Here is a 15,950-nt window from a genome sequence, read left to right as displayed (position 1 = left end):
ACGAGTTCTATGCCGGCTTCAACATCGTGAGCTTTGCCTGCGGCAACACCGGCACGCAGATGGGCGGCTGGTACCTGCGCGAGGTGCGCAATCCGGCCGATTTCAAGGGCCTGAAGATCCGCGTGGGCAGCGGCCTGGTGGCCGAGGTCATGGCGCGGCTGGGCGCCGTTCCGCAGAGCCTTCCGGGCGGCGACATCTACCAGGCGCTGCAAAAGGGCAGCATCGACGCGGCCGAGTGGATCGGCCCCTACGACGACCAGAAGCTGGGCTTCAACAAGGTCGCGCCGTATTACTACTACCCCGGTTGGTGGGAGGGCGGGCCCGAGGTCGACCTGTACGTGAACAGGAAGGCCTACAACACGCTCTCGCCCGAGTACAAGTTCATCATCGAAGCGGCGGCCTCCATCGCACACACCGACATGCTGGCCCGCTACGACGCGCTCAATCCCAATGCGCTCAAGCAGCTGGTGGCTGCCAAGACCCGGGTGCTTCCCTACTCGCAGCCCATCCTGGACGCGGCCTTCCGCGCATCGATGGAGACCTTCGCACAGAACGATGCGAAGAGCCCCGAGTGGAAGAAGATCTATGCGGACATGCGCAACTTCCAGCGCGACCAGATCCTGTGGTTCCGCTTTGCGGAAGTGCGCTTCGACAGTTTCATGTCGGCGCAAAAGATCTGACAACCCCCTGAGGCGCTGACGCGCCTTCGGCACCGCCGCCAGAGGCGGCGGCTCTTCGGGCACGTCCAAGCTGCGCAGGCAGGCTTGGGGCCGCGGCCCTCAGCCCCTTCTCTCGAATGGCTGCGCCATTCGGGAAGGGGGGCGCAGCCAGTGCGGCGGGGCGGCCCGTGCACGGCTGCCCTGGCTTGGGGCGCGCCGGTTGCGACGGGCTTGCCCCTCGATGCTTGCAGAACCCTGAAGCCCTCTCGGTGCTGCTGGCTTTTCACGGGAAAACCCGCAAATCCACAGGGGGGCATGTTCCTACAATCAATCGGGCCAGAAGGTTCTTGGCGTCGGGCGACCGGCCTGTGCGCCAGGGTGTGCAATCACAAGTATTCGGAGAAACTCATGGATCGTCGTTCTATCATCAAGCATGCCGGTATCGCCGGTGTGCTGGCCGCAGGTGTGGCACCTGCCGTGCATGCGCAGGCTGCCGTTCGCTGGCGCCTGGCATCGAGCTTCCCCAAGCCGCTGGACACCATCTATGGCGGTGCCGAAGTGTTCGCCAATGCGGTCAAGGCCATGTCGGGCGGCAAGTTCGAGATCTCCGTGCATGCCGGCGGCGAGCTGATGCCCGCCTTCGGCGTGGTGGACGGCGTGCAGCAAGGCTCGGTGGAAGCCTGCCACACCGTGCCTTACTACTTCTACGGCAAGAACCCCGCGTTCGCCATCGGCTCGGCCATTCCCTTCGGCATGAACGCACGCCAGATGACCGCCTGGATGCTGCAGGGCAACGGCCGCAAGCTGATGGACGAGTTCTATGCCGGCTACGGCATGCTGAGCTTTGCCGGCGGCAACACCGGCACCCAGATGGGTGGCTGGTTCCGCAAGGAAATCAAGTCGGTCGCCGACCTCAAGGGCCTGAAGATGCGCCTCGGCGGCGGTCTGGTCGGTGACGTGATGACCAAGATGGGCGTGGTGCCCCAGAGCCTGCCCGGCGGCGAAATCTACCAGGCCCTCGAAAAGGGCACCATCGACGCGGCCGAGTGGGTGGGCCCATACGACGACCAGAAGCTGGGCTTCAACAAGGTCGCGCCCCACTACTACTACCCCGGCTGGTGGGAAGGCGGTCCTGAAGTGGACTTCTACATCAACAAGAAGGCCTTCGACGCGCTGTCGCCCGAGAACAAGGCCATCGTGGCAGCCGCATCGGCCCAGGCTTCGGTGGACATGCTGGCCAAGTACGATGCCCGCAACCCCGTGGCGCTGAAGCAGCTGATCGGTGCCAAGATCAAGCTCCTGCCCTTCACCAAGGACGTGCTGGATGCTTCGTTCAAGGCCTCGCAAGAGGTGTACGCCGAGAACGACGCCAAGAGCCCCGAGTGGAAGAAGATCTTTGCTGACTTCCGCGCCTTCCAGCGCGACCAGGTGGCATGGTTCCGTGTGGCCGAAAGCCGTTTCGACAGCTACATGCAGACCGTCAAGCTCTGATACGGCCCCGGCCTGTGCTGGCTTCCAAAAAACCGCGCTTCGGCGCGGTTTTTTTATGCCTGCAGCCTGGGTGCGAGGCGGGTGGCGGATCTCCGTGCGGCGTTGCAAGGCCCCGGCCGTGCGGTGGTGGTAGTGGCCAGCAGTCTGACTGGTGGATGAAGGCGCGGTGCGGACCCCGCCGAGAAGTGCGCAGCCCCTGGCGTTGGCGGGCGCGATGGCTGGCTGCGAGCGCAATCGGTGCGCGCAAGGGGGTGGCAAGGGCACAAAAAAACCGCGCCAGGGCGCGGTTGTTGTCTGCCTTGTGCAGGCGCACGCTTCAGAAGCTTCGGAAGGCCTTGAGCTCGGCCCCCAGGCGCTCGAATTCCTGGATCAGGGCCGGCGTGGCGCCGTAGAACACGGTGAACTTGCCTGCCAGCGTGCGCACGTACAGGCGCGGTGCGATCAGCCAGCCCAGGCCGCGCACGCGGATCAGCTTGGCGTAGGCCAGGTCGTCGAAGGGCAGGGCCTTGTCCCAGACCCAGCGCTGGTGCAGGCCGTCCTTGCTGATGCGCGTGCGGCTGACCATGATGCTCCACCAGGTCCAGGCCATGAGCACCAGGCCGGCGATGAACCAGCCCGCGCCGGTGCTCACGCCGGTGCTGGAGCCCAGGGCGCCGCGCGACCACAGTTGGGCGAACCAGATGGCGCAGCCGCCCACGATGACCGTGGCCAGTGCCCGGAAGGTCGGCGAAAAGGCCGAACCGACCACTTCACCCCCTTGCGGGGTAAAGCGAAAGGGCTCCGGCGCCATCATGGGGGTCTGGTTCAGCATGGAGAGGCTTGCCACTTGCATGCTCACTGCTTGGCGTCGGAGCCGGCAGGCGCTGCGGCCGCAGGGGCTGCGTCCGAGGCGGCAGGGGCGGTATCGCCGAAGGGGTTCTCGCCGGCGCTCGGTGCGTCGTTGTTGTTGTTCATCAGGTCGTCCGCAGGCACCTCGATCTGCACCTTGTCGGTGTCGATGAGCTCGGCCTTGGGCAGGAACATGGTCACCGTCTGGGGCACGAAGATCACGATGGCCACCAGCAGCAGCTGCATGATCACCCAGGGGATGGCGCCCATGTAGATGTCGCTCGACAGGATGGGCTTGGGAATGCGCCCCTCCTTGAACAGGGTGTTGGAGATGCCGCGCAGGTAGAACAGCGCGAAGCCGAAGGGCGGGTGCATGAAGCTGGTCTGCATGTTGACGCACAGCAGCACGCCGAACCAGATCAGATCGATCCCGAGCTTGTCGGCGACCGGGCCGAGCATGGGCAGGATGATGAAGGCGATCTCGAAAAAGTCGAGGAAGAACGCCAGGAAGAAGATGAACAGGTTCACCGCGATCAGGAAGCCGATCTGGCCGCCCGGCAGGCCCGAGAGCATGTGCTCGACCCACTTGGCGCCGTCCACGCCCTGGAACACCATCGAGAACACGCGTGCGCCGATCAGGATGAACACCACCATGGCCGTCAGGCGCATGGTGCCCTGCATGGCCTCCCACATCAGGGCCCAGTTCAGGCGCTTGTGGATGGCGGCCAGGATCATGGCGCCCACCACGCCCATGGCGCCGGCTTCGGTCGGCGTGGCGATGGCGGTGTCGATGCCGGGTAGGCCGCCCATGGAGCCCAGCACGGCAAAGATCAAGAGCGCCGAGGGGATGATGCCGCGCAGGCATTTGAGCCACAGCTTGGCGCCCGACATGGTGCGCGCTTCCTTGGGGATGCCAGGCACATAGTGGGGCTTGAACACGCCCAGCATGAAGGTGTAGCCTGCGAAGATCAGCACCTGCAGGATGGAGGGGCCCCATGCGCCGCGGTACATGTCACCCACCGAGCGGCCGAGCTGGTCGGCCATGACGATCAGCACCAGCGAGGGCGGCACCAACTGGGTGATGGTGCCCGAGGCGGCCAGCACGCCGGTGGCGTAGCGCATGTTGTAGCCATAGCGCACCATTACGGGCAGCGAGATGAGGGCCATGGCGATCACCTGGCCGGCCACGGTGCCGGTGATGGCGCCGAGGATGAAGCCCACGATGATCACCGAGTAGCCCAGGCCGCCGCGCACGGTGCCGAACAGCTGGCCCATGGAGTCGAGCATATCCTCCGCCAGGCCGCACTTCTCCAGGATGGCGCCCATGAAGGTGAAGAACGGGATGGCGAGCAGCAGCTCGTTGCTCAGGATGCCGAAGATGTTGATCGGCAGGTTGGACATGAAGACGGCCGGGAACCAGCCCATCTCGATGGCGAAGAAGCCTGACGCGAGCCCGAGGGCGGCCAGGGAGAAGGCGACGGGGAAGCCGATCAGCATCACCAGCACCAGCCCCGCGAACATGATCGGGGCAAAGTTTTCCATATGCATAGTTGTGTTCCTGAAATTCCGGGAATGGGGGCAGTCAGCGCCAGTGGGCGGGGTGGGCCGGCGGGCTGCGCAGCAAGGACTGCCGAGTCACGATGGGGTGGTCATCGGCCCCCGTTATTGCACCGGCTTTTCGTAGTGGGTGTTCATCTGGTAGATGCCGCGCAGGTGGGCCACCCGCTTGACGATCTCGGAGACACCCTGCAGGAACATCAGGCCAAAGCCCACGGGCAGCAGCAGCAGGGCGGGCCAGCGGATCAGGCCGCCGGAGTTGCCGGACATTTCGCCGGAGAGGAAACCGCGCAGGAAGAAAGGCCAGCTCAGGTAGGCGATCAGGCCCATGGCGGGCAGCAGGAACAGCGCCAGGCCCATGATGTCCACGTAGACCTGCTTGTTGCCGCGCAGCTTGCCGTAGATGATGTCCACGCGCACGTGTTCGTTCATGTACAGCACGAAGGGCGCGCCCATCATCACGGTGGCGGCGAACAGGTACCACTGGATTTCGAGCCAGGCGTTGGAGCTGTAGTCCAGGCCATAGCGGACGAAGGCATTGCCCGCCGAGATCATGGCCGCCGCGAGCACGGTCCATGTTGCCACCTTGCTGAGCTGGCTGGAAATCCAGTCCATGCCCAAAGCCAATCTGAGTAGTGCTGACACCTTGTGTCTCCTGGGTTTTTGAAAAGAGCGCAGACGCACCCGAAGCGCTGCCGGGTGTCTGAAAGTAACGCGGATGGTACCCCCTGCGCGCTGAAGAAAGCCTGACGCGCGAAGATAGGGTTTTCCTCAATCAGCCACCGCGCGCCGAGGCTGGACAACGGCGTTGGACGTTTGAAGGCAAATCCGTGTCAGTTGTCCATTGCGCTGTGCGCCACCCCCCATTGAACGAAACTGGCGCGGCCCAAGCCAGTGCCCCCGTGCAAGGGCCGCCAAGCCGCGCAGGCGGCGCTGCGCTTGCGTGCACTTGGGGGCGTCCCCCTCCCAGATTGCGCAGCAATATGAGAGAGGGGTGAAGGCGCGAAGCGACTCAGGGGGTGTTCCACTTCAAAACCCCAGGCTGGGCTTGGCCACCATGAGGTAGAACACCACTACCATGGCCACGAAGGCCGGGTAGCCCAGCGCTTCCCACCAGCGGGCATAGCGCCAGTAGCTGGCGGGCAGGGCATCGCTGCCGGCGTCGGCCGCCTGCCGGGCCAGTGCGCGCATGCGCAGCTGCAGCCACACCACGGGCAGCCAGCACAGGCCGGCCAGCACGTAGAGCCCGAGCGAGACGGCGAGCCAGGGGGTGGACAGGGGCAGCCCGGCCATGTGCACCATGGCCAGGCCGGTGGCCGGCTGGATGAACACCGTGGGCGTGGTGAACCACCAGTCGGCGCGCACCACCAGTCGGCTGACCACGGCCTGCGCCTGGACATTGCCGCTGCGGTTGGCAAAGAACATGTAATAGGCCGAACCCAGGCCCGTGCCCACCAGCAGCACGCTGGAGACGATGTGGATCCACTTGAGGGTCAGGTACAGGCTCATGCTGGAGGTTCGCGCAACAGCACCACCAGGATGGCGGCGATGGGCAGGTTCTTGGTCAGGGGGCCGAAGGGGTGCAGCCACCATCCGGGTTCGATGGCGCTGGCCAGCAAGGTCATCACCGCCATCAGCAGCAGGGCCGCGGCGTAGGCCGCGCGGCCGGGCTTGAGGGCGATCCACAGCCCCACCACGGCATCGGCGGCGGCACCGGCCAGCACCAGGGCGGTGACGACCTGCGGGCTGTTGAATGGCAGGGTGGCCAGCAACTGGCGGCTCTGGCCATCGAGCTCCCAGACGCTGACCACCGCAGTGGCGAGCCAGACGAAGACCAGGCTCCAGCGCAGCAGTCGATGGTTTGCCGGGCTCATGGGATGGGGGCGTCCTCTTCCACCACGTCCGTCACCATGCCCCATTTGGCGAACTCGGGCGCAAAATCTGCCAGTGGCAGCAGGCTGGTGCTGGTGTGGGCGCCCACAGGCAAGGCCGCACCGAGCGCGAGCTGGCGCGCCAGCAGGATGGTGGCCATGCAGGGGATCTCGGGGCCGTGGTCGTTGTCGGCGGCGATGTGCCAGGCGCGGCGGCGCGCAACGCCCTCGCCATCGGCCCCGGCCACGCGCACCACCATGCCGCCCAGCGGCGTGCCCAGGAAGTCGAAGATGCCGCCCGTGCGGTGCATAAGCCCGGCCAGGCGCTCGGGCCGCCGCAGCAGGCCCCAGGTGCGCAGCGCGGCGATGGCGGCAAAGGCGCGCTGGGCCAGGCCGACTTCGAGTGCTGCGCGAAAGCTCACCCGCTGCGTGACGCGGTAGCGCGCGGGCAGCAGTTCCAGGTCGGGGATGTCGCACACCGCCGCCAGGCGCGGGCGCAGGCGCTGGAACCGCACCGGGGTGGGTGCTGCCCAGCCCAGCCGGTCCTGCCAGCGGCCGTCCTCCCACACGGCAATGGCCTCGCCGCAGTAGCTCAGCACGGCCGCCAGCGTGGCCTGGCCGCGCGGCGCGCGCTGGGCCGGGGCGATGCAGATGTCGATGCTGTCGATGCGCTGCCAGCCGGCGCACAGTTCGTCCACCACGGCCGAGGACAGGGCCGGCACCGTGCTGGCGCCGCAGACCGCCGTGCGCCCGGCCGCGGTGAAGCGGGCGTTCAGGGCTGCCGGGAAGTCCCAGACGAAGCGGCGCCCGTCGGCCAGGTCGATGTAGTGCGCGCCGGCATCGGCGGCTGCCTCGGCCACCGAATAGCCCTGCGCCTGGAACGGCCCGGCGGTGTGCACCACCAGGCCCACGCCGAGCGCCTGCAGGGCCTGCACCAGGCCGGGCGCGCTGTGGTCCAGGGCCACGCCCTGCGCGAGCGGGCCCAGTGTGGCCGCCAGGGCCTGGGCCTGGGCGGCACTGCGGCCGGCCACCAGCAGATGGATGCCGGGGTCGCCGGCCAGTGCGCGGCAGATGCGGGTGCCGAAGTTGCCGTAGCCCCCCAGCACCAAGGTGGTCAGCGGCGCGGAGCCCGTCATCGCCGGGCTTCCTGAGGCTGCATCCAGGCGGCCGTTGTTGCCGCTGGGTCAGCACGCGGGGTCGGGTTCTCGGTGCCTGCATGGGCCCGCAGTGCGGCCAGGTGCTGGGGCCATTGGGCCTGGTGCCAGCCGGGCACGTCGGCGGCCGGCATGGGTTTGCAGAACACATAGCCCTGGATCGTGGGCAGGCCGCAGGCCGCCAGGGTCTGCAGCTCGGCCGGGGTCTCGACCCCTTCCACCACCACCGACAGGCCGAACTCGCTGGCCAGCGCCCCCACATGCCGCAGCATGGACTGGCGCCGCGCGTCCTGCGCCAGCTGGCGCACGAACAGGCGGTCGCACTTGATGCCGGCAATCGGCAGATCGGCCAGCATGCCCAGCGAGGAGTAGCCGGCGCCGAAGTCGTCCATCAGCACGCCCACGCCGATGGCCTGCAACTGGCGGATGGAGTCGAGCATGCGCGGGCCGCTGGCGATCAGTGCGTGTTCGGTAAGCTCCAGCTTGAGCGCGCCGCCGGGCAGGGCATGGCGCGCGATCTCGGCCTGCAGCCAGGGCGCAAAGTCTTCTTCGAGCAGGGTGGCCGGCGCCACATTCACGCTGAATTGCGTCTGTGCCATGCCCTGGCTGCGCCACCGGCATGCCCAGGCCATCGCATTGGTGAGGATCAGCCGGTCAACCAGGGGCGTCTTGCCCTGCAGCTCGCAGACCAGCAGGAAGGCCTCTGGGTGGAGGGGGCCCAGCAGCTCGCTGCGCACGCGCAGCAGCGCGTCGAATTGCACCTCGCCGCGGTGCAGGTCGGCAATCGGCTGGAAGTGCAGAGCCAGCTGGTCGGGCTGCAGCAGCACGGGCAACTGGTCCGCGATCAGCGACAGCTGGATGTCGCCTTCGGGTGGCTGCATCTGGTGGCTGGAAGTGCGCATCAGCGACAGGCCGCGGCGCAGCAGCTGCTGGCGCGCCTGGTCGAAGCGCATGTTGCTCAACTGCTCGGTGGCGATGGCCATGCCGAACAGCAGCACGATCACCAGCAGCGCCACCCCGTCGGATGCGGCGGAGCTGTCCGGCCATTCCAGGGGAAAGGTGTTCACCAGCAGCCAGTGCAGAACCAGAATGGCGGCGCCGGCCAGCAGCTTGTCCTGCCATGTCTGCGGAATGTAGATGCGCGTCAGCGCCCGCATCTTGGCCGCGCGGTGGCGTATGGCGGTGTAGGCGGCAATGCCGATGGCGGTGGCCAGGGCCAGCACGGTGGCAAGGCCGTTCACCCGCGCATAACTGGAGACATAGCCCTCGGAGATGGTGAAATGCGCAGCCAGCATGCCCAGCGACAGCCCTGCGCCCGCCAGCAGGATGCGCGCCTTGCTGGCGCTGGTGCTCAGTGTGGGCACGGTCAGCCGCGCGCTCAGCGCCATCACGACCAGGCCCGTGAGCGCCGGCACCAGGCCCAGCACGTGGCCGGCCAGCTCGGCATACATGAGCATGCCCACCACGTCCAGCGCCCAGACGATGCAGCCTATGCACAGGGCCGCATGGGATGCGCTGATGCGCCGGCTCGACGGGTCGATGGCAAAGGCCGTGTGCTCGACGAGCCGCTGGCACACATGCACCACCAGCGAAGCGAAGATCCAGAACAGCAGGCTGTGCAGCAGCGGTGGAAAGCCCACCGCAAACATCTGCGTGGCATCGTGTCCGATTGAAAACATTCTTTCTTGTCCCTTCCCCCCAATTCTGGGTGGTCATCATACGACCTGGCGGTGGCAGGTCCCGGGCGGCGGCATCCCCTACACTGGAGGCACCATGACGATGTTCCCCCCCGAAATCCTCGCCGCCTACCTTGTTGCCGTGATCGTCGTGGTCTTCGCGCCGGGGCCGGACAACATCCTGGCCATCAGTCGCGGCCTGAGCCAGGGGCGCCTGGCTGCCGTACTGTCTTCGGTGGGCGCAGGGCTGGGCATCATGGTGCACACGGTGGCCGCCACGCTGGGGCTCACGCTCATCGTGCAGGCTTCGCCGCTGGCCTTCTGGGCCGTCAAGATCGCGGGTGCGGCCTACCTGCTGTACCTGGGCTACAAGGCGCTCACGGCGGGCAACCTGATCTCGTTCGCGCCTGCCGCGCGCCAGCCGCTGGCCAAGGTGTTCGGCATGGGCCTGTTCTCCAACGTGCTCAACCCCAAGCCCGGGCTGTTCGTGCTGGCCTTCATTCCCCAGTTCGTCGATGCCGCGCGCGGCTCGGTGGCCACGCAGATGCTGGTGTACGGCGCCATCTTCGCGGTGCTCACGGCGATCATCTTCTCGGTGCTGGGCAGTTGCGCGGCGCAGCTCTCGGGCTGGCTGGTGCGCCGCCCGCGCGCCACCAAGTGGCTCAACAACGGGGCCGGCATCACCTTCATCGCCTCGGGCATCTCGGTGCTGGCGCTGGGCAACCGGCGCTAGGCATTGCTGCCGCCCGCACCCTGATGCCTGGCACCCCTCCCGTCTCCTTTGCGGGCGCGCTCAGCCATGACATGGCCGACAAGCGCATCGCCATCCTGCGCGAGATCGGAGCGGGCGGCTCCATCTCGCAGGCGGCGCGCGCCGTCGGCGTGAGCTACAAGGCCGCGTGGCAGGCCCTGGACACCCTGACCAACCTGGCCGGCACGCCGCTGGTGGACCGCGCCGTGGGCGGTGCCGGCGGCGGCGGCGCGCAACTGACCGAGGCTGGCCATCAGCTGCTGGCCGCGGCCGATGCCATGGCCGAGGCGCGCAGCGCCGTGCTGGCCCGCTGGGAAGGCCGCGCCGGCCCCGCAGCCGCGCGGCTGGCGGTGCGCACCAGCATGCGCAACCAGTGCCCCTGCACCGTGCAGCGGCTGGAGCCTCTGGGCCAGATCGTGCGGGTGCACCTGGGGCGTACCGAAGCCGATCAAGAAGGTTTCCTCAGCGCCCGCATCACGCTGGAGAGCGTCGAACTGCTGGGCCTGGTGCCCGGCCTGGTGGTGCAGGCCCTGTGCAAGGCCACGGCGGTGCGCGTGGAGCGCGCGGGGGACGATATGCCACCGGCAGGGCCCGGCGTCAGCCGCCTGCCCGCCAAGGCCGTGCGGGTGGTGCGCGGTGAGTCGGGCGATGAGGTTTCAGCCGAACTCGCGGGCGGCATCCAGATGGTGGGTTTTGCCGCACCCCATGGCGGCTTGCGCACCGGCAGCCGGGTGCTGCTGGTGGTGGAGGACAACGCCGTGGTAATCGCCTTGGCGCAGGGCTGAGCGCGCAGCTCAGTGCCCCTTCGGGGTTCCCAATTTTCGGTACACCGTGGCCCGGCTGATGCCCAGGGCACGTGCGGCTTCGGCCACGTTGCCGCGCGCCTCGGTCACCGCCTGTCGGATCAGGGCCGTCTCGGCCTCGCGCAGCGGTGCGGCGGCCACGCCGGGCGCCGATGTCAGCATTGCCCGCAAAGTGCTGCCCTGGCGTGGTGCCAGTGCCATGCCCTGCAGGCGCAGGCCCGACCACAGTGGCAGGTCCAGCGGCGCGGCGCCCGTACCCTGGCGCTGCGCCGCGTCGAACAGCAGGGGCCAGGGCATGGCCAGCAGTTCGCTGGCATGGGCCCGGGTGCCGGGCGCGCGCAAGGGCTGGGGCACCAACTGGCGCGCGGTGCGGTTGCTGCCCAGCAGGTAGCCATCGGCGTCCAGCAGCACCAGGCCGTCGCCTTCGCCGCCCAGCGTGCTGCCGGGCCAGTTCAGGCGCAGCAGCAGGGCATGGGGGCGTTGCAGCAGCAGGGCGTCCTCGATGGCGCGGGCCGAGCGGTCCACCAGGTGGCGCAGCTCGGGCCGCTCGGGCACGTCCACGCCCGTCAGGTCCAGCATGCCGGCGCAGCGGCCCTCGGGGTCGAACAGCGGCGCGCCAGCGCAGCTGTAGTGGGTGTTGTCGTCGAAGAAATGTTCGCCCCGGTGCAGCCACACGGGCTGCAGTTCGGCCAGGGCCGCGCCGATGGCGGTGGTGCCCACGGCCGCCTCCGACAGGTCGATGCCGACACGGCCGATGGCGTGCACCCGCGCATCGCGGTGGTCGATGGCGCCCTGCACGTCGACCACCACGCCCCGCGCATCGGTCAGCACCGCGAAGTAGTGCATGCCGGCAATGGCGCGCGTGAGGTGCCCCAGCACCGGGCGCGCGGCCTGCAGCAGGTGGCGGTGCTGCTCGGCCACGCCGCGCAGCGTGGCGGCGCTGACCAGGTCGAAGGCCACGCGCTGGCGCGGCGACTGGCCCTGCGCCACACAGCGCTGCCAGGAGCGCACGATCCAGGGCTCGATGCCCAGCGCGGCAGGCACCTGGCCCTGGCTGAACAGGGCGGTGCGGGCGCGGGCGATCAAGGCCTGGCGCTCGTCGAGCGATGGCGTGACGACAGCGGCGGACAGCATGGATTACGACTCCCGTGGGGTGGCGGGGCGGCGCACCTTCTCTGAGGTGCCCGGTGTGCAGTGCGCATGATGCGCCGGTGTGCACTGCAGCATGTTTCAATTTGAGAATATCCGCGCCCGGCCCGCGCCAATCTAGGGTTCACCCTAGGAATCCTGCCCAGCCGCCGGCCCAAGATGCGGCTTGCAGATCCAGCCAACACCCTCCCGAGGAGACAGCCAGATGCAAGTCCAGTTCACCGTCAACGGCCGCGCGGCCAGCGTTGACGTCCCCCCCAACACCCTGCTGGTCCACGCGCTGCGCGAGCACCTGCTGCTCACCGGTACGCACGTGGGCTGCGACACCAGCCAGTGCGGTGCGTGCACGGTGCACGTCAACGGCCGCGCCGTGAAATCCTGCGCCATGCTGGCCGTGCAGGCCCAGGGGGCCCAGGTGCAGACCATCGAGGGCCTGGCTGCGGCCGACGGCACCATGCACCCCATGCAGGCGGCCTTCAAGGAGTGCCATGGCCTGCAGTGCGGCTTCTGCACCCCGGGCATGGTGATGAGCGCGGTGGACCTGTGCACCCACCACCCCGAGGCCGACGAGGGCGAGATCCGCGAACTGCTGGAGGGCAACATCTGCCGCTGCACCGGCTACCAGAACATCGTGCGGGCCGTACAGCACGGCCAAAAAGCCATGGCATCCGCCTGAGGCGGGCTTGCCTTCGACCGGCTACCGTCGTTGGGGCGCCTTGCCGCACTAAAGCACTGTCGGAGGCTCCCCGCCTAGGTATCCGGCCGAATGCAACCCCGCACAAGTCAGTCCAGAACTCACACACCAGGAGACAAGACCATGGGTGCTTCCGACTTCTCCAAGCTGCCGCACATCGGCGAAGCCCTCCGCCGCAAGGAGGACTACCGCTTCCTCACCGGCGCGGGCCAGTACACCGACGACGTGGTGCTGGCCGCGCAGAGCCATGCCGTGTTCGTGCGCTCGCCGCATGCGCATGCGCGCGTCAACAGCGTCAACACCGATGCCGCCAAGGCGGCGCCCGGGGTGCTGGGCGTGTTCACCGGTGCCGACGTGGCGGCCGACAACATCAACGGCCTGCCCTGCGGCTGGCTCATCACTAGCACCGACGGCCAGCCCATGAAGGAGCCGCCGCACCCCATCCTGGCGCAGGGCAAGGTGCGCTACGTGGGCGACCACGTGGCCATCGTCGTGGCGCTCACGCAGCAGCAGGCGCGCGATGCGGCCGAGCTGGTGGAGGTGGACTACGACGTGCTGCCCGCCGTGGTCAGCGTGGCCGATGCGGCGGCCAACAGCGTGGCCGGCGCCGCGCTGCACGACATCGCGGCCGACAACCACTGCTACAAGTGGGCCATCGGCGACAAGGGCGCGGTGGATGCCGCCTTTGCCGGCGCCGCGCACGTCACGAAGCTCGACCTGGTCAACAACCGCCTGATCCCCAACGCCATGGAGCCGCGCGCGGCCATCGGCTCGTACAACCGTGCCACCGAGGAGTACACGCTGTACGTGAGCAACCAGAACCCGCACGTGGAGCGCCTGCTCATGACGGCCTTCGTGATGGGCCTGCCCGAGCACAAGGTGCGCGTGATCGCGCCCGACGTGGGCGGCGGCTTCGGCTCCAAGATCTTTTTGTACGCCGAAGACGTGTGCCTGACCTGGGCCTCAAAGAAGCTCAACCGCAACATCAAGTGGGTGGCCGACCGCAGCGAGGCCTTTCTCTCGGACGCCCATGGCCGCGACCACGTGAGCCATGCCGAAATGGCCATGGACAAGGACGGCAAGTTCCTGGCCATGCGCGTGCACACCGACGCCAACCTGGGTGCCTACCTGTCGACCTTCGCCACGGCCGTGCCCACCATCCTGTACGCCACGCTGCTGGCGGGCCAGTACACCACGCCCCAGGTCTATGTGGAGGTGGACGCCTGGTTCACCAACACCGCGCCGGTGGATGCCTACCGCGGCGCGGGCCGGCCCGAGGCCACCTACCTGCTGGAGCGCCTGGTCACGCGCTGCGCCTGGGAGCTGGGCCTGTCGCAGGACGAGATCCGCAAGCGCAACTTCATCACCAGCTTCCCCTACCAGACGCCGGTGGCGCTGCAGTACGACGTGGGCGACTACCACGCCTGCATGACCCAGGCCCAGGAGCTGGCCGACGTGGCCGGCTTCGAGGCGCGCAAGAGCGCCAGCGCCGCCAAGGGCTTGCTGCGCGGCGTGGGCTACAGCAGCTACATCGAGGCCTGCGGCATCGCGCCGTCCAACATCGCGGGCGCCTTGGGCGCACGCGCCGGCCTGTTCGAATGCGGTGAGGTGCGCGTGCACCCCACGGGCAGCGTCACGGTGTTCACCGGTTCGCACAGCCACGGCCAGGGGCACGAGACCACCTTCGCCCAGGTGGTGGCGGCGCGCCTGGGCATTCCGGTGGAGAACGTGGACATCGTGCACGGCGACACGGGCCGTGTGCCCTTCGGCATGGGCACCTACGGCTCGCGCTCCATCAGCGTGGGCGGTGCGGCCATCATGAAGGCGCTGGACAAGATCGAGGCCAAGGCCAAGAAGATCGCGGCCCACCTGATGGAGGCCAGCGACGCCGACATCGACTTCAGCGGCGGTGAGTTCAGCGTGCGCGGCACGGACAAGACGATCCCCTTTGGCCAGGTGGCGCTCACGGCCTACGTGCCGCACAACTACCCGCTGGACAAGCTGGAGCCGGGGCTGAACGAAACGGCCTTCTACGACCCGACCAACTTCACTTTCCCGGCCGGGACCTACATCTGCGAGGTGGAGGTAGACCCCGCCACGGGCAGCACCCGGGTGGACAGGTTCACCGCGGTGGACGACTTCGGCACCATCATCAACCCCATGATCGTGGAGGGCCAGGTGCACGGTGGCCTGGTGCAGGGCATCGGCCAGGCGCTGCTGGAAAACTGCGTGTACGACCGCGAAACGGGCCAGTTGCTCACCGGCAGCTTCATGGACTACGCCATGCCGCGCGCCGACGACTTCCCCGAGTTCAAGCTCGGCCATGTCTGCACGCCCTGCACGCACAACCCGCTCGGTACCAAGGGCTGCGGCGAGGCCGGGGCCATCGGCTCGCCACCCGCGGTGATCAATGCCGTGCTCGACGCCCTGCGCCCGCTGGGCGTGAAGGATTTCGACATGCCCGCATCGCCCCATCGCGTGTGGGAAGCGATTCAAAACGCCAAGGCCTGAGGAGAGCACACCATGTATGCATTCACCTATGAAACCCCGGCCAGCGTGGCCGATGCGGTGCGCCTGGCGGGCGCGGGCGGCAAGCCCATTGCCGGCGGGCAGAGCCTGCTGCCCTCGATGCGGCTGCGCCTGGCCAACCCCGGCCAGGTGGTGGACCTCAACGGCATCGCCGAGCTGGCGGGCATACGCCGCGAGGGCAATGCCCTGGTGATCGGCGCGATGGCGCGGCACATGGACGTGGCCGCCAGCGCCGAGGTGCAGGCCGCCATTCCGGCCCTGGCCCACCTGGCCGCGCACATCGGCGACCGGCAGGTGCGCGCGCGCGGCACGCTGGGCGGCTCGGTGGCCAACAACGACCCCGCGGCCTGCTACCCCAGTGCCGTGTTGGGGCTGAACGCCACCGTCATCACCGACCAGCGCGAGATCGCTGCCGACGACTTCTTCGTGGGCATGTACACCACGGCGCTGAACGAGGGCGAGCTGATCACCGCGATCCGCTTCCCGATCCCGAAGCGCGCGGCCTACCTCAAGTTCAAGCAGGCGGCCTCGCGCTTCTCGCTGGTGGGCGTGTTCGTCGCCCAGACCGATGCGGGCGTGCGCGTGGCCGTCACCGGCGCCGCGAGCAGCGTGTTCCGCCAGCAGGCGCTGGAGGCGGCGCTGAACAAGGACTTCTCGGTGGCCTCGGCCGCCGCGGTGAAGGTGGACGCCAGCGACCTGAACACCGACATCCACGCCAGCGCCATCTACCGTGCCAACCTGATCAGCGTGCAGACGCAGCGGGCCGTGGCGCAGATGCTGGGCTGACG

15 protein-coding genes are annotated in these 15,950 nt (G+C 68.3%); 7 read left to right on the top strand and 8 right to left on the bottom strand.

Going from position 1 to position 15,950, the window contains the following annotated elements:
* Positions 1 to 680 (top strand): TRAP transporter substrate-binding protein (locus ACK59X_RS15530; RefSeq protein ID WP_409958508.1); only part of this gene is annotated, 680 nt, incomplete at its 5' end.
* A 387-nt stretch (positions 681 to 1,067) separates the two neighbouring features.
* Positions 1,068 to 2,150: a TRAP transporter substrate-binding protein gene (locus ACK59X_RS15525; RefSeq protein ID WP_409958506.1), complete on the top strand. Its 1,083-nt coding sequence runs from the start codon at positions 1,068 to 1,070 to the stop codon at positions 2,148 to 2,150.
* Between the two features lie 316 nt (positions 2,151 to 2,466).
* On the opposite strand, the gene ACK59X_RS15520 is transcribed toward ACK59X_RS15525, so the two are convergent.
* From ACK59X_RS15520 to ACK59X_RS15490, 7 genes are all read right to left on the bottom strand, one after another.
* On the bottom strand, positions 2,467 to 2,961 hold the full coding sequence (locus ACK59X_RS15520) for a hypothetical protein (protein ID WP_409958504.1): 495 nt from the start codon (positions 2,959 to 2,961) through the stop codon (positions 2,467 to 2,469).
* 23 nt (positions 2,962 to 2,984) lie between these two features.
* On the bottom strand, positions 2,985 to 4,526 hold the full coding sequence (locus ACK59X_RS15515) for a TRAP transporter large permease subunit (protein ID WP_409958502.1): 1,542 nt from the start codon (positions 4,524 to 4,526) through the stop codon (positions 2,985 to 2,987).
* A 114-nt stretch (positions 4,527 to 4,640) separates the two neighbouring features.
* Entirely contained in the window at positions 4,641 to 5,180 is a 540-nt protein-coding gene (locus ACK59X_RS15510; protein ID WP_409958500.1) for a TRAP transporter small permease subunit, read from the bottom strand.
* Positions 5,181 to 5,564: 384 nt separating this feature from the next.
* Entirely contained in the window at positions 5,565 to 6,044 is a 480-nt protein-coding gene (locus tag ACK59X_RS15505) for a DUF2269 family protein (protein WP_409958498.1), read from the bottom strand.
* Positions 6,041 to 6,409 (bottom strand): DoxX-like family protein, encoded by a 369-nt coding sequence (locus ACK59X_RS15500; protein ID WP_409958496.1) that lies wholly within the window; start codon positions 6,407 to 6,409, stop codon positions 6,041 to 6,043. Before ACK59X_RS15500 ends, ACK59X_RS15505 begins: the two co-directional genes overlap by 4 nt.
* Entirely contained in the window at positions 6,406 to 7,542 is a 1,137-nt protein-coding gene (locus ACK59X_RS15495; RefSeq protein ID WP_409958494.1) for a saccharopine dehydrogenase NADP-binding domain-containing protein, read from the bottom strand. Before ACK59X_RS15495 ends, ACK59X_RS15500 begins: the two co-directional genes overlap by 4 nt.
* Entirely contained in the window at positions 7,539 to 9,239 is a 1,701-nt protein-coding gene (locus ACK59X_RS15490; protein WP_409958492.1) for an EAL domain-containing protein, read from the bottom strand. The genes ACK59X_RS15495 and ACK59X_RS15490 overlap by 4 nt, the downstream gene beginning before the upstream one ends.
* A gap of 94 nt (positions 9,240 to 9,333) precedes the next feature.
* Between ACK59X_RS15490 and ACK59X_RS15485 the strand changes: the two genes are divergently transcribed.
* Entirely contained in the window at positions 9,334 to 9,969 is a 636-nt protein-coding gene (locus ACK59X_RS15485) for a LysE family translocator (RefSeq protein WP_409958490.1), read from the top strand.
* A 23-nt stretch (positions 9,970 to 9,992) separates the two neighbouring features.
* A complete protein-coding gene (locus ACK59X_RS15480; protein WP_409958488.1) occupies positions 9,993 to 10,772 on the top strand; it encodes a TOBE domain-containing protein in 780 nt (259 codons plus the stop codon).
* A 9-nt stretch (positions 10,773 to 10,781) separates the two neighbouring features.
* On the opposite strand, the gene ACK59X_RS15475 is transcribed toward ACK59X_RS15480, so the two are convergent.
* The gene (locus ACK59X_RS15475; RefSeq protein ID WP_409958486.1) at positions 10,782 to 11,924 is read right to left on the bottom strand and encodes a helix-turn-helix domain-containing protein; all 1,143 of its coding nucleotides are present in this window, start codon (positions 11,922 to 11,924) and stop codon (positions 10,782 to 10,784) included.
* 220 nt (positions 11,925 to 12,144) lie between these two features.
* Between ACK59X_RS15475 and ACK59X_RS15470 the strand changes: the two genes are divergently transcribed.
* The 3 genes from ACK59X_RS15470 to ACK59X_RS15460 all read left to right on the top strand — a co-directional run bounded on the left by ACK59X_RS15470 (position 12,145) and on the right by ACK59X_RS15460 (position 15,948).
* Positions 12,145 to 12,615, top strand: a complete 471-nt coding sequence (locus ACK59X_RS15470) for a (2Fe-2S)-binding protein (RefSeq protein WP_409958484.1) — start codon at positions 12,145 to 12,147, stop codon at positions 12,613 to 12,615.
* A gap of 141 nt (positions 12,616 to 12,756) precedes the next feature.
* A complete protein-coding gene (locus ACK59X_RS15465) occupies positions 12,757 to 15,144 on the top strand; it encodes a xanthine dehydrogenase family protein molybdopterin-binding subunit (RefSeq protein WP_409958482.1) in 2,388 nt (795 codons plus the stop codon).
* A gap of 12 nt (positions 15,145 to 15,156) precedes the next feature.
* Positions 15,157 to 15,948, top strand: a complete 792-nt coding sequence (locus ACK59X_RS15460) for an FAD binding domain-containing protein (RefSeq protein WP_409958480.1) — start codon at positions 15,157 to 15,159, stop codon at positions 15,946 to 15,948.
* Positions 15,949 to 15,950: the final 2 nt, after the last annotated feature.

It is taken from the genome of Acidovorax sp. (assembly GCF_046339755.1).
Taxonomy (GTDB): Bacteria; Pseudomonadota; Gammaproteobacteria; order Burkholderiales; family Burkholderiaceae_C; genus Acidovorax.
The sequence above is the reverse complement of the archived record's forward strand: the minus strand, read 5'-3'. Positions and strand labels throughout refer to the sequence as shown.